Genomic DNA, 22,192 nt, shown 5'->3' with positions numbered 1-22,192 from the left:
CTCCCCGCACGGCTCGTCCGTGATCCGGCTGGGCTTTGCTGCGGTGCGCGGTCCCCCGAAATCCGACCTCGCCCGCAGTGTGGGCGCGTAGCCGAAGGGAGGAACGTGACCTTCGGATTCGCCTCGTCCTCGGCGGCCTCGTTGTCGACGTCCGCGTCCGCCGCTTCCGCCAGCCGCCTGCTCGAGCCCGCGGAGTGGGCAGCCGCCGGAATCCCCCTGCTGCGCAATCCCCGTGAGGTCGTCAGCGGGCTGCACGCCCGCCATCGTCCCAAGCCGTCCATGGCGATCGTGGCCGTGCTGGATCCCGACGAACGGCTGTGCGCCAGCGCCTCGTTCCTGCGCCGTCCGGCGCCGGCCGACGGCTGGATGTTCCGCAACGCGCTGCTCGCCCAGCTGCGCCGGGTCATTCCGCACGACCTGCGCCGCCGCACCCCGGTGCGCACCGCCGTGCTGCTCTACTGCCGCGAGGGCGACGCGCGTTGGACCGAGGAGGACGGTGCCTGGATGTGGGGGCTGCGCGACGCCTGCACACTGCACGGGCTGCGCTGCGGGGCGTACATCACGCTGACCGGTGACGGCTGGCAGGTGCTCGGCGAGGGGCGCGGCGGACGCCGGCCCAGCACCCACTCGCAGCCGGAGCCCTTCGCCATGTCGGAAGTCCCGGCTCCGGCACCTCGCACCGGCGGCCCGGTCTCCGAGGTGCTGCGCCGCGCGGCTGCTCGCTGAGGCTCGGCTCCGGGTTCGGCCGCGTACGAGTCACGCGACACCGAGGCTCGTACGCGGTGTGGCACGGTCCGCACGACACCCGCACGGTCCGCCCGGCACCCGGTCGCACAGCCTCCACACGGCCGCCCGGACGGTCCGACAGGCGGCCGTCCCCGGAGGAGGAACGGCCACCGCCAGTCATCCGGGCATGCCGAAAGCAGCACCGTGCGGATGCCCTCGGAGCTGCCTTCGCCGCCCCGGCACCCCAAGGTGCCGGGTGGGACTCAGACGCCCGCGCCCAGCACCGAGTTGATCTGCTGCGGGTCACCGCAGACGATCAGCAGCGCACCGGCCCGGGAGTGGGCCAGCGGAAGGGCGGTGGCGGCAGCGGCGGAACCGCCGTTGACGGCCACGACGACCACGGGGCGGGACGCGGCACGGGAGGCGAGGGCGGCGTCCGTGTAGAACACGTCGTCACCGGCGTCATGCTGCGCCCAGTAGGAGGCTTCACCGAAGGACAGTTCGTGCTCGGCCCACGGGTGCTGGGAACCGGTGGTGATCACCAGCACGTCCGCGGGGGCACGGCCCGAGTCCAGGAGCAGGTCCACTGCCTCGTCGGCTGCGTCGAGCGCACCCTCGGCCGAGGCCGGGATCAGCTGGATCTGCGGGGTAGCCGCCGGGGCGGCGGCAGCGGCCGGGCCCGATGGGCCTGGCTTGGCCGGAGCCACGTCACGTTGCGTCCGCTGCACCGGCGGCGTGGGCCGCTGAGGGCCGGGACGACCGGGGCGCGACGGAGCCGCGGGGCGGGGGCCGGGTACGGGGCGAGGGGTCGGCGCGGTACGGCCGCTGGCGGGCGTGGCGCGGGGACCCTGGGCACTCTCGTGAATCTGAGGCTCCTCGGGAATGAGAGGCATGAGCTGATATTTATCAAACGTTGGTGCGGCGCGGGCGACCGGGTGGCACATCAGTGCGAGCGGAACCGTCAGAAGTCGAAGCCGAGCTGACCCTCGATTTCCGGAGCGCCTCCGTCCGCCCAGCTGCGGACCTTCTTGAGGTGCCGCCACTGGGGCAGCGCATCAAGATACGCCCACGACAAGCGGTGGTACGGGGTGGGTCCCCGTTCCTCCAGTGCGGCCTTGTGCACGGGCGACGGATACCCGGCGTTGTCCGCAAACCTGAAGTCTGCATGGTCGATACCCAGTTCGGCCATCATTTTGTCGCGCTGAACCTTGGCGATCACCGACGCCGCCGCAACGGCCACGCACGACCGGTCGCCCTTGATCACCGTGCGCACCTTCCACGGGGCACCGAGGTAGTCGTGCTTCCCGTCGAGGATCACGGCGTCGGGGCGGACCGGCAGGGCGTCCAGGGCACGGACGGCGGCGAGCCGCAGTGCGGCGGTCATGCCCCGGTCGTCGATCTCCTCGGGGGAAGCATGCCCCAGGGCATAGGCCGTCACCCACGACTGCAGCATCTCGGCCAGTTCCGTGCGCCGTTTGACGGTCAGCAGCTTGGAGTCGGTCAGGCCCTCGGGCGGCCGACGGAGTCCGGTGATCGCCGCGCAGACGGTGACAGGCCCTGCCCAGGCGCCCCGCCCCACCTCGTCGACACCGGCAATGACCTTCGCTCCGGTCGTGGCGCGCAGGGAGCGCTCGACGGTATGAGTGGGTGGTTCGTACGGCATGGCGCCCTTAGCGTACGCCGCCGGGATCCTCGCGCGACACCCCAGGTCCCCCGGTCGGCGCGGAGGTCACCGGCAGCCGGAATCAGGCGCCGTGCGGCCGCAGCAGCGGAAGCATCAGCTGGTCGATCAGCTCTTCCAGATCCTGCTCATTCCATTCGCAGCCGCACATCTTCGAGCGGTACATCATCATCGCCGGGATGACGTCGAAGACGTAGCCGTTGGCCGCGTCGGACCGCACCTCTCCCCGCCCTATTCCTCGGGTGACGACCTCGCGCAGCAGCTTGATGGTCGGCTCGACCACCCCTTCGAAGATCACGCCATGGAAGCGCTCGACCTGCGCCGGATCGCATTCGTGAATCACCGCGCGCAACGCGAAACCGGGGCGCGAGAACATGGCGTCCCGCGCTCGCCGGCACAGGGCCAGCAGGTCCTCGCGCACACTGCCGAGGTCGGGCACCTCCTCGAAGCGAGGCAGTCCGGCCTCGAGCGCGTCGGCGACCAGATCCTCCTTGGAGGGCCAGCGACGGTAGACCGCGGCCTTGCCGGTCTGGGCGCCGGCGGCGACACCCTCCATCGTCAGGCCGTTCCAGCCGACCGTGCTGAGCTGCTCCAGAGCGGCGTCCAGGATCGCGCGCTCGAGCACCGCACCGCGCCGACGAGGGGAAGCCGCCTGAGCAGGGGCGGCCGTCCAGCGCGAGGTAACCATCTGAGTTTCTCCAGCAGACAAGGGGAAGCGGGGGTTCCGGGGCGGGGCTGCGTCGCGCCGCAGCAAGGGGGACGCGATACGCGACACAGGGATTAAGTGAACGCTTGCGTTCACTGTTGGGGACTCACTACCGTTGACGCGACAGTGAACGCGAGCGTTCACTAACGCCTTTGTGGGGGACCCATAGTGACAACCTCTCAGCTCATCCAGGAACAGAAACCAGGAGCGGCCCGCCGGGAGGGACATCCCGGCATAGCGCTCACCGTCATCGCGGCCTGCCAACTCATGGTGGTGCTCGACGCGACGATTGTGAACATCGCCCTCCCGCACATTCAAGACGCGCTCAAGTTCAGCACCACGGACCTCACTTGGGTGGTCAGCGCCTACACGCTCACCTTCGGCGGTCTGCTGCTCCTCGGCGCGCGGGCCGGCGACATCCTCGGCCGGCGCCGAGTGTTCATGACCGGCATCCTGCTGTTCACCTTCGCCTCGCTGCTGGGCGGCCTGGCCCAGGAACCCTGGCAGCTGCTGGCCGCACGCGCCCTGCAGGGCATGGGAGGCGCGATCGCATCGCCCACGTCGCTCGCGCTGATCACCACCACCTTCCCCGAAGGTCCCGAGCGCAACCGGGCGTTCGGCGTGTTCGCCGCGGTGTCGGCGGGCGGCGGCGCCATCGGCCTGCTCGCGGGCGGCATGCTGACCGACTGGCTCGACTGGCGGTGGGTGCTCTTCGTCAACGTGCCCATCGGCGTGCTGATCGCCGCACTCGCTCCGCTGTACATCAGCGAGTCCCAGCGGCACCCGGGGCGGTTCGACATCGCGGGAGCGCTGACGTCGACGGCGGGCATGGCCTCGCTGGTGTACGGGTTCATCCGCGCCTCGGAGGACGGCTGGCGGGACGGGCTCACCCTCGGCTCGTTCGGCGCGGCGGTAGTGCTTCTGCTGGCCTTCGTCTTCACCGAGCTGCGGGCGAAGGAACCGATCACCCCGCTCAAGATGTTCCGCGACCGCAACCGCTCCGGCACCTACGTGGTCATGCTGAGCCTGGCAGCGGCGATGTTCGGCATGTTCTTCTACATCGTGCTGTTCGTCCAGAACGTGCTCGGCTACAGCCCGATCAAGGCCGGTCTGGCCTTCCTCCCCGTGACGGTCGCCATCGCGGTCGGCGCGGGTCTGTCGCAGCGGTTCCTGCCCACGCTCGGCCCCAAGCCGTTCATGATGACCGGCTCGGCGCTCGTGGCGATCGGGCTGTTCTGGCAGACCTTCATCACCCCTGACAGCTCCTACGTCGGCGGGGTCCTGGGCCCGATGCTGATCTTCGGCTTCGGCATGGGCCTGAACTTCGTGACGGTCACCGTCACGGCGGTCTCCGGTGTCGCCCAGCACGAGGCGGGTGCGGCCTCCGGGCTGCTCAACGCCACGCAGCAGGTCGGCGGCTCGCTGGGCCTGTCCATCCTGACCACCGTCTTCGGCTCGGCGAGCACGGACGAGGCGAAGAAGCAGCTGCCGAAGTTTCTCGCGCAGGGCACGCCGGAGCAGCAGGCGCAGTTCGCCAAGACGCACCAACTGCCCGCGCCCTGGGGGAGCGAGGTGCTCGCCCACGGCATCTCGATCGCCTTCATCCCGGCCGTGGCGATGGCCGGACTCGCGTTCCTCACCGCCTGGATGGCGATCAAGGTCCGCAAGAGCGACCTCGAAGCCCTCGCCGGGACGGCGAGCCCGGGAATGGGCTGACCCCAGCACAACGACGACCGGCACTGACCGCACCCTCCCGACCCTGGTCCGCCGCCTGCCCGAGCCGAGCCTCGTTCGGCTCGACGCGGGCGGCGGATACCGGGACAACGGGCGACGGTCACGCAGAGTTCCCGGTGGGCACGGAGAGTCGCAGAGACCGGAACGGCCCTCAGAGACCTGCGGGCACCCAGTCCGGCAGCGCCTCGGTCCGCTCGACCCACTGAGCGGGCGGCGCCCCCGCCTTGCCGGACGCGAGCACACCGCCCACGATCGCGCAGGTGGTGTCCACGTCCCCGCCCACCTGGGCGGTCGTCCAGAACGCCGTCTCGAAGTCGGCGAGGGACCGCGCCGCGGACCACAGCGCGAAGGGGACGGTGTCATGGGCGCTCGTACGGCGTCCGCACCCCAGAACGGCGGCGACCGTGCCCGCGTCGCCGTAGTCGAGCATGTCCCGGGCACGGCGCAGCCCGGCGCCGACGGCGCTCTTCGGCACCAGGGCGATGACACCGTCGAGGAGCGCCTCGGGGCTGGGCGGTCCGTCGGGCGAGGCGGCCAGCGAGGCGGCAGCCGCAACGGCCATCGCGCCGACCACGGCCTCACGGTGCTGATGCGTGGGATAGGCCGAGATCTCCGCCTGGTGGGTCGCCTGCTCCGGATCGTCCGCGTACCAGGCACCCAGGGGTGCGATGCGCATCGCGGCGCCGTTGCCCCAGGAGCCCTGTCCGTTGAAGAGCCCCGCGGCCAGCTCACGCCAGTCCTGGCCCTCCCGGACGAGGCGGAGCAGCCGGTTGACGGCGGGGCCGTAGCCGCGGTCGAAGTCGTGGTGGTCGGCGAAGGAGCGGGCCAGTGCGTCCTGATCGAGGCGCTGGTGGGCGGCCAGGACGGCCACCACGGAGCAGGCCATCTCCGTGTCGTCGGTCCACTGCCAGGGGCCCACGGGCGCCTCGCGGCTCTTGAGCAGGGGGTAGTTCACCGGAACGAAGAACTGCGAGCCCAGCGCGTCCCCCACCGCAAGTCCGCGCAGGCTGGCCAGGGCGCGCTCCAGGCGCCGGAGAGAAGAGGAATCAGCGGTCATCGCTCTGCCACTCTATCCGGTGACCCAGTTCGGCACCGGGTCCCGCCAGCGCTCGAAGGGCCGGTCGAGGGTGTACTTGTCATCGTCCCCGAGAACGAGCATCCGCATCTCGGCGTTCCCGGGGTTCGACAGCGACTCGAATTCCGCGACCGTCCAGTGGAACCAGCGCATGCAGAACAGCCGCATCGCGAGTCCGTGAGTCACCAGGAGCACGTTCGGCGGATGGTCGGGGGCCTCGAAGCTGCGGAACAGGCTCTCCAGGAAGCCGCCGACCCGGTCGTACACGTCGGCGCCGGACTCCCCCTGCGGGAAACGGAAGAAGAAGTGGCCGTACGCGTCCCGGTACGCCTTCTGCAGGCGTACGTCGTCGCGGTCCTGCCAGTTGCCCCAGTCCTGCTCGCGCAGCCTGGGTTCCTCCCGCACCCGTATGAGGTCGGGGTCGAGGTGAAAGGCGCGCAGGGTCTCGAGCGTACGGCGGTACGGGGAGACGTACACGCTCACGCGTTCCCGGCCGAACAGTTCCCGGAGCGTCTTGCCGGTCTCCTCGGCCTGCCGCCAGCCGCGTTCGGTCAGCGCGAGAGCGTGGTCGGGCTCCCGCTCGTACACGGAGTCATCAACATTGCCCGTTGACTCGCCGTGCCGGACAAGGACGATGCGCCGTGGTCGTGCCATGCCAAAACCCTAGATCGTGCCGGGGACGGTCGAGCACTCGAACGGGTCCCATACGGCGTAGGTCACACGAATCCCGTGGATGGAACCGCTCCCGGCATGCCATTCATGCGTTGGATTTTCCAACTGTCTCAGACCGTCCAGGACGGTTCCAGCTCCACGATGTCACCGGAGAGGGCGGCGATGTCCGCCTCCGTCTGGGCACGCAGGGCGAGGCGCTCCACCCGTTCGGTGCGGTACTTGCCGTGCTCGGCCGCCGACCGCCACATGGACAGGACCATGAACTCATGCTCGGGCGCCTCGGCGAACATGCCCCGGATCATGCCGGGTGAGCCGGCCATCGCGGGGTTCCAGACCTTCTCCTGCATGAGGGTGAAGTGTTCGACGCGCTCCTCGTGCACCCGGCAGAGGGCCACACGGATCAGATCCGAGTCGGTGAACCGGGGCTCGAAGCCGGTCTTCACGTCGAAGCGGTACTCGAACAGCTTGACCTGGGCGTCCTTGAACGTGCCGGACTGGGCGGTCGCCAGGCGGTCGTGGGAGCGGGCCATGAAGGAGTCGTAGAAGGCACGGCTCTCCCAGAAGGCGAAGATGTGCGCCACTCCCGGCCGCTGCCGGCTCCAGCCGCCACCCTGCCCCCGAAACCCCGGCTCTCCCAGAAGCCCCGCCCATTTCCGCTGCCCCCGCTCGAAGCCGCGGCGGTCCACCACGGTGCAGCGAATCCACTTGACCAGCACCGCGCCATCGTAAGGCCACCGGGCGTGGCGCCGGTCATGCTCCGGCGGAGATCGCCCGCGCGTGCGCCCCCGCGCGCGTGGCACGATGAACAAGGAACCCCGGCTCCAAGGAAGTTGGGGAAGAAGGATCTTCAGGGGGGAAGGGAGCCCGGTGACCGGCTTCAGCAAGGGAAACCGCAAGATCGAGGTCGCCCTCAAGTGGGACCCCAGTCCTGCGGGTCAGCCGCCCACAGACCTCGACGTCGTAGCCGCGACCTTCGTGTCCGGTGACCCGTACGGAACTCCGGCCTATCTGGTGCACCATGGCAGCCGCTCGCCGGACGGCACGATCTTCCTCAACCGGGACAGCACGGACGGCAAGGGATTCGGCTGGGACGAGGTCATGACGCTCGAACTGGACCGGCTCGACAGCCGGTACGCGCGCGTGGTGATCGGTGTCGTCATCCAACAGCAGTCCGGGCCCAGGACGTTCGTCAATGTGCTCAATCCGGCCATGCGCGTGCGTGAGGGCTACACCGTGCTCGCCGAGGACGACTTCGGCTCGGTCCTCGGGGCCACGGCGGCCACGATCGCCGAGTTCGTGCGGGACGAGTCCGGCGGGTGGAACTTCCGCGTCGGTGTCCACGGCTTCGACGAGGATCCGGCAACCTTCACCCGGGTCATGGGCAGGGCGAACCGGTCCTGACACTCAGGCCGTGTAGGGGGCCACGATCGCGAGTGTCCGGGCCAGTTCCTCCAGGACGGCCTCGCGGTGGGTGGGCGAGCGCGGCGGCTCGTCCGTGTCGCGCCTGCTCACCCCGCGGTCGGCCAGGACGTAGAGCATCCGCAGGGTGCGCATGGCGTTGGAGGCCCAGGCCGGCACCGGGCCGGGCTCGCCGGTACGGAAGGCCGCTGCGACCGGGGCCAGCCAGCGCACCGAGTCGGCCTCGGTGAGGGCGGGGTGGGCGAGGATCTGCGCGAGCGCGTAGGCGAGGCGGTCGTCCTCCTGCGCGTCGAAGAGGTGATCCGTGGGCGCCAGCAACCGGGCGGTGACCAACTCGGCGAGCGGCTGGGGTGGCTGGCCGGGGCGCCGGGCGAGTACCGCCAGGAGATCCGCTCCGTGAGCGACGGCGTGCACCCAGCCCAGGTCCGGATCATGACCGCGCAGATCCGCCTCCCTGGGGTACCAGTCCGCGAAGGCGTCCCACCACTGCGGCCGCCAGTCGCCGGCCTCCACGATCCGGGCGAGTACGAGCGGCGCGAAACTGCGCGCCTGCACGGCCGGGTCCTTCAGATGAACGGTCATACGGTCGCCGAGCCGGCCACGCTCCCCGGAGCGGAGCGCGGGTGTCCAGCGGACGGCCGCGAGGTAGGCGCCGTCGTCGCGCACCACGGGATCGGGTGAACGAAGGTCCTCGGCCAGGGTGTCGAGGGCCATGGCCCGGTCCGCCTCGGAGAGGTCGCGGATGTCGGCGTCGTACCGCTGGGGTGGGGTCATGAACGGAGGCTACGGCGCCTCGCGCACCCCGGAGAAACAACCGCAAAAGTAAGGGGCGCCGGCCCATGGCCGGCGCCCCTTACCTCAGCAACCGCGTGTCATCAGCTGCAGCCGCTGGTCGAGCCGCAGCCCTCGCAGATGTAGCAGGAGCCGGCGCGCTGCATCTTCGTGCCGCAGGAGAAGCACAGCGGGGCGTCGGCCTGGATGCCCAGCTGCATCTCCACCAGCTCGGCGCTGGTGTGCGCCTGCTTCGGGGCGGGCTTGGCCACCTCGGCCTCGGCCTTCGGGGTGGCGACGGCCTTCAGCTCCTGGGCGCGCGGCGCCGACTGGGCCAGGCCCTCGACGTCGACCTCGTCATCGTCGATGGACTGCTCGTAGGATCCGGTCTCCAGGTGGCGCTGACGCTCCTCGGCGGAGTGGATGCCGAGCGCGGAGCGCGTCTCGAAGGGCAGGAAGTCCAGCGCCAGGCGGCGGAAGATGTAGTCGACGATCGACTGCGCCATCCGCACGTCCGGGTCGTCCGTCATACCGGCCGGCTCGAAGCGCATGTTCGTGAACTTCGAGACGTACGTCTCCAGCGGCACGCCGTACTGGAGGCCGACGGAGACCGCGATGGAGAAGGCGTCCATCATGCCCGCGAGAGTCGAGCCCTGCTTGGACATCTTCAGGAAGACCTCGCCGAGACCGTCGTCCGGGTAGGAGTTGGCGGTCATGTAGCCCTCGGCGCCACCGACCGTGAAGGACGTGGTGATGCCCGGGCGGCCCTTGGGGAGGCGCTTGCGGACCGGGCGGTACTCGACCACCTTCTCGACCGCGGTACGGATCGTCTCCTCGGCCTTCGCGGTGACCTCGGCCTTCTCGTCCTCCTTCTTCTTGGCGGAGAGCGGCTGGCCGACCTTGCAGTTGTCGCGGTAGATCGCGAGCGCCTTGACGCCGAGCTTCCAGGCCTCGTAGTAGATCTCCTCGACCTCCTCGACGGTCGCCGTCTCCGGCATGTTGACCGTCTTGGAGATGGCGCCGGAGATCCAGGGCTGGATCGCGGCCATCATGCGGACGTGGCCCATCGGGGAGATGGCGCGCTCGCCCATGGCGCAGTCGAAGACCTCGTAGTGCTCGTGCTTGAGGCCCGGGGCGTCGATCACGTTGCCGTGGTCGGCGATGTGGGCGACGATCGCCTCGATCTGCTCCTCCTGGTAACCCAGGCGGCGCAGGGCCTGCGGGACGGTGCCGTTGACGATCTGCATCGAGCCGCCGCCGACGAGCTTCTTGAACTTCACCAGCGCGAGGTCGGGCTCGACACCGGTGGTGTCGCAGGACATCGCCAGACCGATGGTGCCGGTCGGGGCGAGGACGGACGCCTGGGAGTTACGGAAACCGTTCTGCTCGCCGAGGCGCAGCACGTCCTGCCAGGCCTCCGTGGCGGCGGCCCACACCGGGGTGTCCAGGTCGTCCATGCGGACGGCCACGCCGTTGGCGTCGGCGTGCTGCTTCATGACGCGCTTGTGGGCGTCGGCGTTGCGGGCGTAGCCGTCGTACGGACCGACGACCGCGGCCAGCTCGGAGGAGCGGCGGTAGGCCGTACCCGTCATCAGGGAGGTGATGGCGCCGGCCAGGGCGCGGCCGCCGTCCGAGTCGTATGCGTGGCCGGTCGCCATCAGCAGGGCGCCGAGGTTGGCGTAGCCGATGCCGAGCTGGCGGAAGGCGCGGGTGTTCTCGCCGATCTTCTGGGTCGGGAAGTCCGCGAAGCAGATCGAGATGTCCATCGCGGTGATGACCAGCTCGACGACCTTCTGGAAGCGCTCGGTGTCGAAGGACTGGCTGCCCTTGCCGTCGTCCTTCAGGAACTTCATCAGGTTCAGCGAGGCGAGGTTGCAGGACGTGTTGTCCAGGTGCATGTACTCGCTGCAGGGGTTCGAGCCGTTGATCCGGCCGGACTCCGGGCAGGTGTGCCAGTGGTTGATGGTGTCGTCGTACTGGATGCCCGGGTCGGCGCAGGCCCAGGCGGCCTCGGCCATCTTCCGGAACAGGGACTTGGCGTCGATCTCCTCGATGACCTCGCCGGTCATGCGCGCACGCAGGCCGAACTTGCCGCCCTGCTCGACCGCCTTCATGAACTCGTCGTTCACACGGACCGAGTTGTTGGCGTTCTGGTACTGGACCGAGGTGATGTCGTCGCCACCGAGGTCCATGTCGAAGCCCGCGTCACGCAGCGCGCGGATCTTCTCCTCTTCCTTCACCTTGGTCTCGATGAAGTCCTCGACGTCGGGGTGGTCGACGTCCAGGATGACCATCTTGGCGGCCCGGCGGGTGGCGCCACCGGACTTGATGGTGCCGGCGGAGGCGTCGGCGCCGCGCATGAAGGAGACCGGGCCGGAAGCGTTGCCGCCGGAGGACAGCAGCTCCTTGGAGGAGCGGATGCGGGAGAGGTTAAGGCCGGCGCCGGAGCCGCCCTTGAAGATCATGCCCTCTTCCTTGTACCAGTCGAGGATCGACTCCATGGAGTCGTCGACGGACAGGATGAAGCAGGCGGAGACCTGCTGGGGCTGCGGGGTTCCGACGTTGAACCAGACGGGGCTGTTGAAGCTGAAGATCTGGTGCAGGAGGGCGTACGCCAGCTCGTGCTCGAAGATCTCGGCGTCGGCGGGCGAGGCGAAGTACTTGTGGTCCTCGCCGGCCTTCCGGTACGTCTTCACGATGCGGTCGATCAGCTGCTTGAGGCTGACCTCGCGCTGCGGGGTGCCGACGGCACCCCGGAAGTACTTGCTGGTGACGATGTTGACCGCGTTCACCGACCAGAAGTCGGGGAACTCGACGCCACGCTGCTCGAAGTTGACCGAGCCGTCGCGCCAGTTGGTCATGACGACGTCACGGCGCGCCCACTCGACCTCGTCGTACGGGTGTACGCCGGGGGTGGTGTGGATGCGCTCGATACGCAGCCCCTTGGTGGCCTTGGCGCCCTTCGCTCGGGAACCTCGTGCCGGACCGCTCGCCGTCTCTGTCATGCCGCCTCCCTCTACGGGCTAAAACGCCCTGAAGTGCCACGATGTTCCCGTGACACGGTGTTCTGTCTTGTGTTGCGGGCACCCTCAGATCCACCCACAACAGGTCTTGGATCGCCGCCTCCCGGCCGGAACCCGGGTCTCCGTCGGGTTCCGGCCCGCCGGTCAGTCGGCGGCGTGGGCGGGCACGGGGACCTGGGTGCTCCCGCCGGGCCCGCGATCGTCTTCCTGGCTCCCCGCTCCCGCGTCTTCGTCGTCCGCGGCGGGGCCCCGCGTCGCTTCCCTCAGCTCCGCAATGGCGGCCTCGAAGTCCTCGAGCGAGTCGAACGCCCGGTAGACGGAGGCGAATCGCAGATAGGCGACGAGGTCGAGCTCCTGCAACGGGCCGAGTATGGCCAGGCCCACGTCGTGGGTGGTCAGCTCGGCGCTTCCGGTGGCCCGCACCGCCTCCTCGACCCGCTGACCCAGCTGGGCGAGTGCGTCCTCGGTGACCGGCCTCCCCTGGCATGCCTTGCGCACGCCGTTGATGACCTTGGTACGGCTGAATGGCTCGGTGACTCCGGACCGCTTGACCACCATGAGCGAACACGTCTCCACGGTCGTGAAACGACGGGAGCAGTCCGGGCACTGGCGGCGCCTGCGGATCGACGTGCCGTCGTCGGTCGTACGACTGTCGACCACGCGGCTGTCGGGGTGCCTGCAGAAGGGGCAGTGCATGATCTCCTCCCTCCTCACAGCAGACTAAACAGCCCCCAGAGGCCTCAGGGGCCTCTCGAAGCAGCCCCAAGCATAGGCGATCGCGGAGGCCTCTCAGACCCGGGGGACCACAACTTGTGGGCTGCTGTAGCAATCCAACCACTAGATGTGGGGATTGGCTGATACATCGACAGCTCGCGCGTGTCGCGGACGTACACACCCGTACGGCCCAGCCACCCCGCCACCTGTGAAAACACGCGCGCGCGGACGTACCGCCAGGACACTTGCGGAGATAGCGTGGGCGCCGCACGGAGGACGCGTAGGACTCCGGCACAGAAGGGACCCGGATCCCGGTTGACGGGGTTCCGGGTGGCAGACTGGGGAAGCAACCCACGAGGTGATCCACCCCGGCGGTGAAGCGTACAACAATGGGCGCTTTTGTCGGCCGGAGTCGGCCAGAGGTCGCGTTAGCCATACACCCGGACACATGATCGCGCCAGGTGAATCGCACTTTTTCACTCGAACGTGTGTTTGGCGCAACCTTTCGAAAGCAACTACCGTTGTCCAGCAGGGAGACCATCGAGAGGGGCCGACGTGACCACCACCGCAGACAGTGCCACCATCACTGCCCAGGACCGCTCCCAGGGCCGAGTCGAGCCGGTACATGCGATGAACGAAGCCACGAATCCTGAGGGGCACAAGCGCTCCCTGCCGGGCCGACCTCCAGGCATCCGGGCGGACAGCTCCGGACTCACCGACCGGCAGCGCCGGGTGATCGAGGTCATCAGGGACTCCGTGCAGCGGCGCGGTTACCCGCCGTCGATGCGCGAGATCGGCCAGGCCGTCGGGCTCTCCAGCACGTCCTCGGTCGCGCACCAGCTGATGGCGCTGGAGCGCAAGGGCTTCCTGCGCCGCGACCCGCACCGCCCGCGCGCCTACGAGGTGCGCGGCTCCGACCAGGCCGTGACCGTGCAGCCCACGGACACCGCCGGCAAGCCCGCGGCGTCGTACGTCCCGCTGGTCGGCCGCATCGCCGCCGGTGGCCCGATCCTCGCGGAGGAGTCGGTCGAGGACGTGTTCCCGCTCCCCCGGCAGCTCGTCGGTGACGGCGAACTGTTCGTCCTCAAGGTCGTCGGCGACTCCATGATCGAGGCCGCGATCTGTGACGGCGACTGGGTCACCGTCCGCCGCCAGCCGGTCGCCGAGAACGGCGACATCGTGGCGGCCATGCTCGAGGGCGAGGCCACCGTCAAGCGCTTCAAGCGCGAGGACGGCCACGTCTGGCTCCTCCCGCACAACTCGGCCTACGAGCCGATCCCCGGCGACGACGCGACCATCCTCGGCAAGGTCGTCGCCGTGCTGCGGCGCGTGTGACCGCTGCGGCGGACGGGCCGGGCGGCCCGCTCCCTGACCGGGCCCCGGGACCCCTGCGCCGGTTCCGGGGCCCTGTGCGTTCGGCTCCGCCCAGAGCCGCCGTGCAGCCCACCTGGTCCTATCGGTCCAGGTGGGAGAGGTTCACTGGGCTTCCGTCTGCTTCGCGGCCGCGTCGATCGCCGCGAGCGACCTGCGCACCTGGTTGCGGTCCGTGGTGAACCAGAAGTCGGGCAGTGAGGCCTTGAGGTAGCCGCCGTACCGCGCGGTTGCGAGCCGCTGGTCGAGTACGGCGACCACACCGCGGTCCCCGGAGGCCCGTACGAGGCGGCCGGCGCCCTGGGCCATGAGCAGGGCCGCGTGCGTCGCGGCCACCGCCATGAAGCCGTTGCCGCCCGCTTCCTCCACCGCCTTCTGGCGGGCGCTCATCAGCGGGTCGTCGGGGCGCGGGAACGGGATCTTGTCCATGACGACCAGCTGACAGCTGGGGCCCGGGACGTCGACGCCCTGCCACAGCGACAGCGTGCCGAAGAGGCAGGTCCTGGGGTCGGCCGCGAAGTTCTTGATCAGCTCGCCGAGGGTCTCCTCGCCCTGGAGCAGGATCGGGAACTCGGGGATCCGGGAGCGCAGCTCCTCGGCGGCGAGCTGGGCGGCCCGCATCGACGAGAACAGTCCGAGGGTGCGGCCACCGGCCGCCTGGATCAGCTCGGTCAGCTCGTCGAGCATGTCGGTGCGCTCGCCGTCCCGCGCAGGGCGGGCGAGGTGCTTGGCGACATAGAGGATGCCCTGCTTGCGGTAGTCGAAGGGCGAGCCGACGTCGATGCCCTTCCAGGCCGGGAGATCCTCGCCCTCCACGCCCTCGGGACCCAGCCCCAGGGAGGCACCCACACCGTTGAAGTCGCCGCCCAGCTTGAGGGTCGCCGAGGCGAGGACGACGCTGCGATCGGCGAAGAGCTTCTCCCTGAGCAGCCCGGAGACCGACATGGGGGCGACACACAGGGAGGCGCCGAACCGGTCGTGGCGCTCGTACCAGACGACGTCCCACTCGGAGCCGTTCAGGACCCGCTCCGCCACGTCGTGGACCGTCTCCACCGAGGCCAGTGCCTGCTTGCGGACCGCGTCCTCGTCCTGGACGGACTTGTCACGGGTCGCACCGATCGCGGAGATGACCGTGCGGGCCGCGTCCCGCAGCGCCGTCAGGGCATAGCCGAGATCTTCCGGGATCTCCTCCAGACGGCCCGGCAGGGCCAGCTCCATCAGCCGCTCGAAGCCCTCGGCGGCGGTCTGGAGCTGGTCGGCGGCCTTCTCATTGACGAGTTTGGCGGCTCGGCGCACGGCACGGTTGACCTGGCCGGGCGTGAGTTCGCCGGTGGCGACGCCGGTCACGCGGGAGACCAGCTCGTGCGCCTCGTCGACGATCAGCACCTCGTGCTGCGGGAGTACCGGGGCGCCCTCGATGGCGTCGATGGCCAGGAGCGCGTGGTTCGTGACGACGACCTCGGCGAGCTTGGCCCGCTCGCGGGCCATCTCCGCGAAGCACTCGGCGCCGTAGGCACACTTCGACGCGCCCAGGCACTCGCGCGAGGACACCGACACCTGGGACCAGGCACGGTCGGAGACGCCCGGCGTGAGGTCGTCCCGGTCGCCGGTCTCGGTCTCGTCGGCCCAGTCTCGCAGGCGCAGCAGGTCCTGGCCCAGCTTGCTGGTGGGCGCGGCGGCCTCGAACTGGTCGAAGAGTCCGTCCTCCTCGTCCTGCGGCACGCCCTCGTGCAGGCGGTGCAGGCACAGGTAGTTCGACCTGCCCTTGAGCATGGCGAACTCCGGGCGGCGGCGCAGCAGCGGGTGCAGGGCGTCGACGGTGCGGGGCAGGTCCCGTTCCACGAGCTGGCGTTGCAGCGCGAGTGTGGCCGTGGCGACGACCACACGCTCCCCGTGCGCGAGCGCGGGCACGAGATAGCCCAGCGACTTTCCGGTGCCGGTGCCGGCCTGGACCAGCAGATGGGATCCGTCGTCGATCGCCTCGGCGACCGATTCGGCCATGGTCACCTGGCCGGGGCGCTCCGTGCCGCTGACGGCTGCGACAGCGGCATGCAGGAGTTCGGGGAGTGAGGGCTTCGTCATAGCCCGACCACCCTACGGCCCGGCACTGACAAACGGGCGATCAAGGCTGGTACGAGGGGTGGGATCACGGCCGGGGCTCCTGGGACGGGACGGGATCGGGGCGGGGGCGGGCGGCTCGTTCGGCGGGCTCCGAAATTGGTTCCGGGCGAGCGGGAACCACAGCGGCCCGCCGGACGTACAACATGTGAACGTGCCGTCACGTGGCGTTACATCAGACCGCGCAGGACTCGGTCCCGGATCATGAGGGCGGCCCGCTTGCCGGGCAGGTCGACCTCGGCCGCGAACCGAAAGCCTGCGCTCAGGAAGGCGGCCACGGAGGGGGTGTTGCTCAGATCGGGCTCCGCGACGACACGAGCGCAGGCGGGGCGCCGGTCGAGGACCAGATCGGCCACGGCTCTGAGCAGGGCGGATCCCAGTCCGCGCCCTCGGTCGGCGGCGCCGCCGATGAGGAGGTGGATCCCGGTGTCGTGCGGACGGGCCGCGTAGTGGCGGGCCAGTGGGTCCAGGTCCGCCCGGTAGATCTCCCAGTAGCTCATGGGGGTGCCGTCCAGCACGCCCAGGCAGGGAGTGCTGCGTCCGTCGCCGTCGATCTGGGCGCGCAGGTGGCTCTCCGTCTTGTTGTGGGACCCGGCCAGGTCCCAGAACGGGGCGACGGCGGGGTCGTTCATCCAGCGCCGGACAAGCGGTAGGTCGTGTTCGAGACGCACCGGCACCAGCTGGAACATGCCCACGGGTGTGGGGGTCGGCCCCCAGCCGGGGATGTGGTCGAGCAGGTCGTCCAGGCCGTCGGCTAGGCGCGGCGCGACGAACTGGGTGACGAACTCGTCGGGCAGGCGCAGGTCCAGCGTGTCCTCGCCGTCCCCGAAGGACGCGGTGTCCCCGGCGCTCTTGTCCCAGGCCACCGCGTCCCCGGTGCCCTGGATGTCCCAGGGCGCGGCGCTGCCCGGGTGGAGGGGGACGGAGCCGGGGCCGGTGCCGGCGCTCGCGTCGGTGGGAGGCACGGAGCGCTCCTCTCAGGAGACGAAGGGGGATGGCCCTCGGAGATGACGGAAGACGGTGCGGTTCGTTCAGGAGTGAAGGGGGTTGGCGATGGTGACGTAGACGGACTGGGTGTCGACCGGGCCGACGAGTTCGTCGAGGCCGTGCAACCTGGTCAGCAGGTTGGCCTTGCAGCGCAGGACGGGTGAGTCGAGCAGGAGGCCGGGCAGCGAGGAGCGCGGGGCGACGGGGCCCGAGGCGACGTCGGCGAGGAAGCGGCGGAACGCCGCGAGGAGCAGTCGCTCGTCGGCGAGGCGCTGGGAGCCGAACGCGCCGATCAGGCCGAGCACGTTGTTGATGGCGAGGTAGTACGCGAAGCGTTCGTCGGTGACCTCGTCCGAGACGAACGTGTCGCTGGGCTCGCCGATGCCGGGCAGCCGGGCATCGAGGTCGGCTCGCCGGGACTCGCGGAAGTAGTAGCCCTGGTTGTCGCGGTAGCGGCCGCCGGCGGGCCAGCCGTCGCGGTCGAGCAGGAGCAGCGTGTTCTGCTGGTGGGCCTCGAGGGCGATGCCGGCCTCGCTGTCCAGCCACAGCACGGGCCGGACGACCTGTTCGAGGTAGCGCAGGAACCACTCCGCGGCGACGGCTCCGACGGGACGGCCGGTGTGGGCGGACAGCCGTGTGACGAGCTGGGCCAGTCGGGACCGGTGGGGCCAGGGGCCGTGCACCGGTGCGGCGTTGGTGCCGGGTTCGGGAAGGGGCCGGGCCGAGACGAGACCGGCGACGCAGCCGACGTCGTCGGCCGGGGCGAACGGGTTGTGCCTGATCACGACGTCGAGGCCAGGCACAGGGCGGCCGTCCGGGTCGTCGACGGCGAGCCAGGCCGGGTCGCGGACGATGTCGAAGCCGGGGTGCACGGCCTGCCACTGCTTGAACAGGCCGCTGCGCAGCAGTCGGTGCACCTCGACTCCGCGATGGAGCTCCTTGCGCAGGTTCTCGCGACGGGAGTTGGTGATGCGCAGGCCCAGCGACAGCTTGAGCATCGCCGGGGCGCCGGACTGGTGGACGGTGCGTACGGAGGAGGTGGGGTGCCAGTCGGAGCCGAGCGGTCCGAGGTCGCGGAGTGCGCCGGAGTCGAGCAGGGCGGCGACCGGTTCACGGTGCCGGATCTCGCGCGCCTGCCAGGGGTGCAGGGGCAGGGCGCAGTATCCGTCGGGCAGCGGCAGGGCGGTCCCGGCGAGTCGTTGGGTGAGGTGGTCGGCGGGGACGGGACGGCCGCGCTCGGTCCAGGCCGAGTCGGTCGCGAGCAGAGAGGGGGCGACAGCCATCCAGTGCAGGGGGAAGGATCCGCGCAGCTCCGGCGAGTACAGCCGGGCCTCGGCCTCGGTCAGGCCCTCCCGGCTCTTCGGGGTCGGGTGCAGGGGGTGTCCGAGGAGAAGGGCCTGCTCGGCGCCGAGGAACAGGTCGGGGCCGTCCGCCGGGTGTGCGCGGCGGTCACGGATGAAGATCGCGGTGCGGCGCAGGGAGTCGGCCACCCTGGCGACCAGGTCGGCGCCGTCGTGGGGGGCCGTGGGCTTCGAGGTGCCTCTGCCCTCCCTGTCCCCGGGTGTCTCCCTGGCGAGCAGAGCTGCGAGGGCGACCGCGTCGACCGGTGGGGCCGTTTCGGGGGCGCCGGCGAGACGAGGTGGCCCGAAGCGGTGCCAACCCGTCGGGGACCAGTGGCGGATCGGTGCGATCAGGGCGGTGCCGCTGCTGGGCAGCGGAAGGCGCAGGGTGTTGGTCGCGGGTGCGGCGAGGTTCGTCTCCCGTACCCAGCAGCGCAGAAGGTTCTCCACGGCGGCGGCCTGGGCCGCGGTGCGGGGGTCGGGGTCGTCCAGCGGATCGGCGCCCACCTCTCCCGCACGCGTGCCGTCCGGGGTTCGCCTCTTCTGCGGGGGAACCGACTCGGCGAGCGGCACCGGAGAGGGCTGGGTGCCGGAGTCCCCCTGGTCGTCCGGGCTGCCGGACCTGCCGTCGGGTGTGGGGGTGGCGTTCAAGACGGCTCCTCGGGGGTGGTCTGGGGCGGGACTGTTCTCGTTCGGTCGGGCCCGCTCGGTCGTCGTGCCGTGGTCGGTGGGGCGTCCTGGTGGCGAGGGGGTGTGGTGCGGGCCGTGTCGGGCTCTGTGGCTTCGGCGGTGCGGGCGCCGGTGTGCGGTTTCTAGCCGGCGCCCTGGGCAGGGCCGTCCTGCCGGCCCTGGCGGCGGCTGCGGTCCTGCTGATGGCGGGCCGCGGCGGCCACCGCGTCGGCGAGGCGGTCCAGCACGGCTGCCGCCTGCTCGTCACTGATGGTCAGCGGCGGAAGGAGCCGTACGACACTGTCGTGGCGGCCGCCCAGCTCCACGATGAGGCCGCGGTCGAGGCACTCGCGCTGGACGACCGCGGCGAGTTCGGGGTCGGCGGGGCGAGGCGTGCGGGTGGGTTCCAGCCCGCTCATGGTGACGTGGTGGTCGCCGGCGCCTGGGGGTTCACCCGGCCCCGTCCCCTCGCCCTCCGGATCCACCAGTTCGACGCCGATCATCAGGCCGCGGCCCCGGACGTCCCCGACGCAGGGGAACTCCGTCTGGAGCTCGCACAGTTGGGACAGCATCCGGGAGCCGAGGGTGGCGGCCCGCTCGGCGAGGCCGTTCTCGCGGACGTGGGCCAGCGTGGCGGTGCCCGCGGCCATGGCGAGCTGGTTGCCGCGGAAGGTGCCCGCGTGGGCGCCGGGCTGCCAGACGTCGAGGTCGTCGCGGTAGACGACCACGGCCAGCGGGAGGCTGCCGCCGATGGCCTTGGACAGGACCATGACGTCGGGCGTGACACCGCTGTGCCCGACGCCCCAGAAGGCGCCGGTGCGGCCGACGCCGGTCTGGATCTCGTCGGCGATCAGCGGGACGGACCGGTCGGCCGTGATCTGCCGCATGCGGCGCAGCCAGTCGTCCGGGGCCGGGATCACCCCGCCCTCGCCCTGGACGGGTTCAAGGATCATCCCGGCGGGCAGCGGCACGCCCGACTTGGGATCGTCGAGGAGGGACTCGGTCCAGCGGGCGGCGAGTTCGGCGCCGGACGGGCCGCCCACGCCGAAGGGGCAGCGGTAGTCCTGTGGGTAGGGCAGGCGGGCGACCCGTACGTCGCCCGCGCCGCCGGAGGCGGCCAGGGCTCCGGAGGTCATGCCGTGGTAGGCGCCGGTGAAGGCGAGCATGCCGGTGCGCCCGGTCGCGGCCCGGACCAGTTTGAAGGCGGCCTCGACCGCGTCGGTGCCGGCCGGTCCGCAGAACTGGACGCGGGCGCGGTCGGCGAGTCCGGGCGGCAGGGTGCGGAACAGCTCGGTGGTGAAGGCGTCCTTGACGGGGGTCGCCAGGTCGAGGACGGAGAGCGGGGCGCCGGATTCGAGGACGCGGCGGATGGCTTCCAGCACGACCGGGTGATTGTGACCGAGGGCGAGGGTTCCGGCGCCGGAGAGGCAGTCCAGGTAGCGGCGGCCGTCGGCGCCTTCGATGGTCAGTCCCCGGGCCCGCACGGGCACGATGGGCAGGGCCCGTGCGTAGGTGCGCGCCGCGGACTCACGCGCCGACTGGCGCCTGAGGATCCCCTCGTGCACGGCACGCGCTCCTCCGTGCGCCCCTTCAGCCACCGATTCGGTCACGGCCACGGCTCGCTGTCCTCCCCGCTGTCCAGAGGCGAGTTGATCCACGGGGACCGGGCACAGGCAGCAGGACCCCCACCGCTACCAACAGCTCACGGGCCTGCGGGTTACGGGTTGCCTCAAGATCCTTGCCGTGACGGAACTGTTGCGCTTCCGTCGGAAGTCCCCCACAGCGAGCGCATAGTGTGTGGTCCCGTTCCCAGAAGGCCGTGAGACCGTCATGAACTCCCCATGAGTTCCTGGCCGGTGCCGTGGCCGAAGCGCCGAATTCCTTTACAGCAGGGGGAGTCAAGAGCATGCGATCCATACGGCCGTCGTTCACCGTTCGCCGCGGGAGGGGCGCGTCCCGCAGAACATCCCCCGTGCTGGCGACGGTCGCCCTCGCTTCGGCGCTGGCGCTGACCGCCACCGCCTGCAACGGCGACGACCACGCCGACGGCAAGCCGACCGCCAGTGCGACGGCGAACGGGACCGACGACGGAAAGATCCAGATCCCGGACGACATCAAGGAAAAGCTCAAAGAGCACGGGTTCGACATCGACAAGTGGAAGAACGGCGCCTGGAAGAACTGGGACAGGGACGACTGGCTGCGCGAGGCCAACGACTTCATCAACCCGATCATCAAGGGCCTGTGGGACCCGGACCGGATGCGGGGCGCCAACGACCCCGACAAGGACAAGGGCGTCGACGACAACGACATCTCCGGTGACCAGGGCGTGACGGACCCGACCCCGGCGCCGGTGAAGGCGCAGGCGGTCCGGCCGCCGTACCACACCAACGCGGCCACGTCGGGCAAGGTCTTCTTCGACTCCCCCGAGGGCACCATGGTCTGCTCGGCGACGGTCGTGCAGGACCCGGCGCACCCGGGCAAGTCCAACCTCATCTGGACGGCGGGCCACTGCGTGCACGCCGGCAAGAACGGCGGCTGGTACCGCAACATCGCCTTCGTGCCGTCGTACAACAACGCGGCCAAGTCGGCCGACCAGCTGCAGAACGCCAGCAGGGAAGAGGTCGCGCCGTACGGCGTCTGGTGGGCCGACGGGGCGAAGACCTCGCAGCAGTGGATCGACCAGGGCGGTGCGACCGGCGGCAACGGTGCCTCCTACGACTTCTCCGTGATCCATGTGACGCCGGAGCAGGGCAACGCCGGCAAGTCGTTGGAGGAGACGGTTGGCGGCGCGCTCCCGGTGAACTTCAACGCCCCTGCCGTGCCGAAGGTGCGGAGCATCACGGCGACCGGCTACCCGGCGGCGGCTCCGTTCGACGGTCAGCTGGCGTACCAGTGCCAGGACAAGCCGGGCCGGCTGTCGATCAGCAAGCCGGACCCGACGATGTACCGCATCGGCTGCACGATGACCGGTGGCTCCTCCGGCGGCGGCTGGGTGGAGACGGGCGCGGACGGCAAGCCGGCCCTGGTGTCCAACACGTCCATCGGCCCGGTGACTTCGGGCTGGCTGGCGGGTCCCCGCCTGGGTGAGGTGGCCAAGGGCGTGTACGACTCGGTCAGCAAGAAGTTCGCCGGGCGGTAGGTCCGCGGGCACAGCCCTGGCATGGGCGGCGGCCAGGCGTCTGACAG

At 70.5% G+C, this 22,192-nt stretch carries 18 protein-coding genes; 5 read left to right on the top strand and 13 right to left on the bottom strand.

Annotation, left to right across the window (positions count from 1 at the left end; genetic code table 11):
• Positions 1-105: 105 nt before the first annotated feature.
• Complete coding sequence (locus ACFY3C_RS37745) at positions 106-726, top strand: hypothetical protein (protein ID WP_386575907.1); 621 nt, start codon at positions 106-108, stop codon at positions 724-726.
• 263 nt (positions 727-989) lie between these two features.
• Here the strand turns inward: ACFY3C_RS37745 and ACFY3C_RS37740 are convergent, their stop codons facing one another.
• From ACFY3C_RS37740 to ACFY3C_RS37730, 3 genes are all read right to left on the bottom strand, one after another.
• On the bottom strand, positions 990-1,619 hold the full coding sequence (locus tag ACFY3C_RS37740) for a hypothetical protein (protein ID WP_386575909.1): 630 nt from the start codon (positions 1,617-1,619) through the stop codon (positions 990-992).
• Between the two features lie 68 nt (positions 1,620-1,687).
• Complete coding sequence (locus tag ACFY3C_RS37735; RefSeq protein ID WP_390774038.1) at positions 1,688-2,389, bottom strand: ribonuclease HII; 702 nt, start codon at positions 2,387-2,389, stop codon at positions 1,688-1,690.
• An 82-nt stretch (positions 2,390-2,471) separates the two neighbouring features.
• Positions 2,472-3,095: a TetR/AcrR family transcriptional regulator gene (locus ACFY3C_RS37730; protein ID WP_390774037.1), complete on the bottom strand. Its 624-nt coding sequence runs from the start codon at positions 3,093-3,095 to the stop codon at positions 2,472-2,474.
• Positions 3,096-3,281: 186 nt separating this feature from the next.
• Here ACFY3C_RS37730 and ACFY3C_RS37725 point away from each other — a divergent pair, with 186 nt between their 5' ends.
• A complete protein-coding gene (locus ACFY3C_RS37725; protein ID WP_390774036.1) occupies positions 3,282-4,829 on the top strand; it encodes an MFS transporter in 1,548 nt (515 codons plus the stop codon).
• 169 nt (positions 4,830-4,998) lie between these two features.
• On the opposite strand, the gene ACFY3C_RS37720 is transcribed toward ACFY3C_RS37725, so the two are convergent.
• From ACFY3C_RS37720 to ACFY3C_RS37710, 3 genes are all read right to left on the bottom strand, one after another.
• The gene (locus ACFY3C_RS37720; RefSeq protein WP_386575914.1) at positions 4,999-5,904 is read right to left on the bottom strand and encodes an ADP-ribosylglycohydrolase family protein; all 906 of its coding nucleotides are present in this window, start codon (positions 5,902-5,904) and stop codon (positions 4,999-5,001) included.
• Between the two features lie 12 nt (positions 5,905-5,916).
• Positions 5,917-6,576: a histidine phosphatase family protein gene (locus tag ACFY3C_RS37715; protein WP_386575915.1), complete on the bottom strand. Its 660-nt coding sequence runs from the start codon at positions 6,574-6,576 to the stop codon at positions 5,917-5,919.
• A 128-nt stretch (positions 6,577-6,704) separates the two neighbouring features.
• Positions 6,705-7,310: a YdbC family protein gene (locus tag ACFY3C_RS37710; protein WP_386575916.1), complete on the bottom strand. Its 606-nt coding sequence runs from the start codon at positions 7,308-7,310 to the stop codon at positions 6,705-6,707.
• 85 nt (positions 7,311-7,395) lie between these two features.
• On the opposite strand from ACFY3C_RS37710, the gene ACFY3C_RS37705 reads away from it, so the two are divergent.
• Positions 7,396-7,995 carry a TerD family protein gene (locus tag ACFY3C_RS37705; RefSeq protein ID WP_390774035.1) on the top strand — a complete coding sequence of 200 codons (600 nt, stop codon included), beginning with the start codon at positions 7,396-7,398 and terminating at the stop codon, positions 7,993-7,995.
• A 3-nt stretch (positions 7,996-7,998) separates the two neighbouring features.
• Here the strand turns inward: ACFY3C_RS37705 and ACFY3C_RS37700 are convergent, their stop codons facing one another.
• From ACFY3C_RS37700 to nrdR, 3 genes are all read right to left on the bottom strand, one after another.
• A complete protein-coding gene (locus ACFY3C_RS37700) occupies positions 7,999-8,787 on the bottom strand; it encodes a DUF2785 domain-containing protein (RefSeq protein WP_390774034.1) in 789 nt (262 codons plus the stop codon).
• Positions 8,788-8,888: 101 nt separating this feature from the next.
• Complete coding sequence (locus tag ACFY3C_RS37695) at positions 8,889-11,789, bottom strand: vitamin B12-dependent ribonucleotide reductase (RefSeq protein ID WP_386575919.1); 2,901 nt, start codon at positions 11,787-11,789, stop codon at positions 8,889-8,891.
• Positions 11,790-11,951: 162 nt separating this feature from the next.
• Positions 11,952-12,503, bottom strand: a complete 552-nt coding sequence (gene nrdR / locus ACFY3C_RS37690; RefSeq protein WP_386575955.1) for a transcriptional regulator NrdR — start codon at positions 12,501-12,503, stop codon at positions 11,952-11,954.
• Between the two features lie 573 nt (positions 12,504-13,076).
• On the opposite strand from nrdR, the gene lexA reads away from it, so the two are divergent.
• Complete coding sequence (gene lexA / locus ACFY3C_RS37685; protein WP_094216449.1) at positions 13,077-13,856, top strand: transcriptional repressor LexA; 780 nt, start codon at positions 13,077-13,079, stop codon at positions 13,854-13,856.
• 141 nt (positions 13,857-13,997) lie between these two features.
• Here the strand turns inward: lexA and ACFY3C_RS37680 are convergent, their stop codons facing one another.
• The 4 genes from ACFY3C_RS37680 to ACFY3C_RS37665 all read right to left on the bottom strand — a co-directional run bounded on the left by ACFY3C_RS37680 (position 13,998) and on the right by ACFY3C_RS37665 (position 20,622).
• Positions 13,998-15,974: an ATP-dependent DNA helicase gene (locus tag ACFY3C_RS37680; protein ID WP_390774033.1), complete on the bottom strand. Its 1,977-nt coding sequence runs from the start codon at positions 15,972-15,974 to the stop codon at positions 13,998-14,000.
• Positions 15,975-16,180: 206 nt separating this feature from the next.
• Positions 16,181-16,975: a GNAT family N-acetyltransferase gene (locus ACFY3C_RS37675; protein ID WP_390774032.1), complete on the bottom strand. Its 795-nt coding sequence runs from the start codon at positions 16,973-16,975 to the stop codon at positions 16,181-16,183.
• Between the two features lie 66 nt (positions 16,976-17,041).
• Positions 17,042-18,988, bottom strand: a complete 1,947-nt coding sequence (locus tag ACFY3C_RS37670; RefSeq protein WP_390774031.1) for an IucA/IucC family protein — start codon at positions 18,986-18,988, stop codon at positions 17,042-17,044.
• 161 nt (positions 18,989-19,149) lie between these two features.
• Positions 19,150-20,622: a diaminobutyrate--2-oxoglutarate transaminase family protein gene (locus tag ACFY3C_RS37665; RefSeq protein ID WP_390774030.1), complete on the bottom strand. Its 1,473-nt coding sequence runs from the start codon at positions 20,620-20,622 to the stop codon at positions 19,150-19,152.
• 290 nt (positions 20,623-20,912) lie between these two features.
• Between ACFY3C_RS37665 and ACFY3C_RS37660 the strand changes: the two genes are divergently transcribed.
• On the top strand, positions 20,913-22,145 hold the full coding sequence (locus ACFY3C_RS37660) for a trypsin-like serine peptidase (protein WP_386575926.1): 1,233 nt from the start codon (positions 20,913-20,915) through the stop codon (positions 22,143-22,145).
• The last annotated feature ends 47 nt before the right edge of the window (positions 22,146-22,192 follow it).

Source organism: Streptomyces sp. NPDC001410, assembly GCF_042895235.1.
Lineage (GTDB): Bacteria > Actinomycetota > Actinomycetes > Streptomycetales > Streptomycetaceae > Streptomyces.
This window is presented reverse-complemented; position numbering and strand designations above follow the sequence as displayed.

Excerpts from the sequence above, each read along its gene's own strand:
- ACFY3C_RS37715 (WP_386575915.1), bottom strand. The coding sequence starts at position 6,576 with ATGGCACGACCACGGCGCATCGTCCTTGTCCGGCACGGCGAGTCAACG.
- ACFY3C_RS37730 (WP_390774037.1), bottom strand. The coding sequence starts at position 3,095 with ATGGTTACCTCGCGCTGGACGGCCGCCCCTGCTCAGGCGGCTTCCCCT.
- ACFY3C_RS37680 (WP_390774033.1), bottom strand. The coding sequence starts at position 15,974 with ATGACGAAGCCCTCACTCCCCGAACTCCTGCATGCCGCTGTCGCAGCC.
- ACFY3C_RS37705 (WP_390774035.1), top strand. The coding sequence starts at position 7,396 with ATGAACAAGGAACCCCGGCTCCAAGGAAGTTGGGGAAGAAGGATCTTC.
- ACFY3C_RS37695 (WP_386575919.1), bottom strand. The coding sequence starts at position 11,789 with ATGACAGAGACGGCGAGCGGTCCGGCACGAGGTTCCCGAGCGAAGGGC.
- ACFY3C_RS37735 (WP_390774038.1), bottom strand. The coding sequence starts at position 2,389 with ATGCCGTACGAACCACCCACTCATACCGTCGAGCGCTCCCTGCGCGCC.
- ACFY3C_RS37660 (WP_386575926.1), top strand. The coding sequence starts at position 20,913 with ATGCGATCCATACGGCCGTCGTTCACCGTTCGCCGCGGGAGGGGCGCG.
- ACFY3C_RS37740 (WP_386575909.1), bottom strand. The coding sequence starts at position 1,619 with ATGCCTCTCATTCCCGAGGAGCCTCAGATTCACGAGAGTGCCCAGGGT.
- ACFY3C_RS37700 (WP_390774034.1), bottom strand. The coding sequence starts at position 8,787 with ATGACCCCACCCCAGCGGTACGACGCCGACATCCGCGACCTCTCCGAG.
- nrdR (WP_386575955.1), bottom strand. The coding sequence starts at position 12,503 with ATGCACTGCCCCTTCTGCAGGCACCCCGACAGCCGCGTGGTCGACAGT.
- ACFY3C_RS37720 (WP_386575914.1), bottom strand. The coding sequence starts at position 5,904 with ATGACCGCTGATTCCTCTTCTCTCCGGCGCCTGGAGCGCGCCCTGGCC.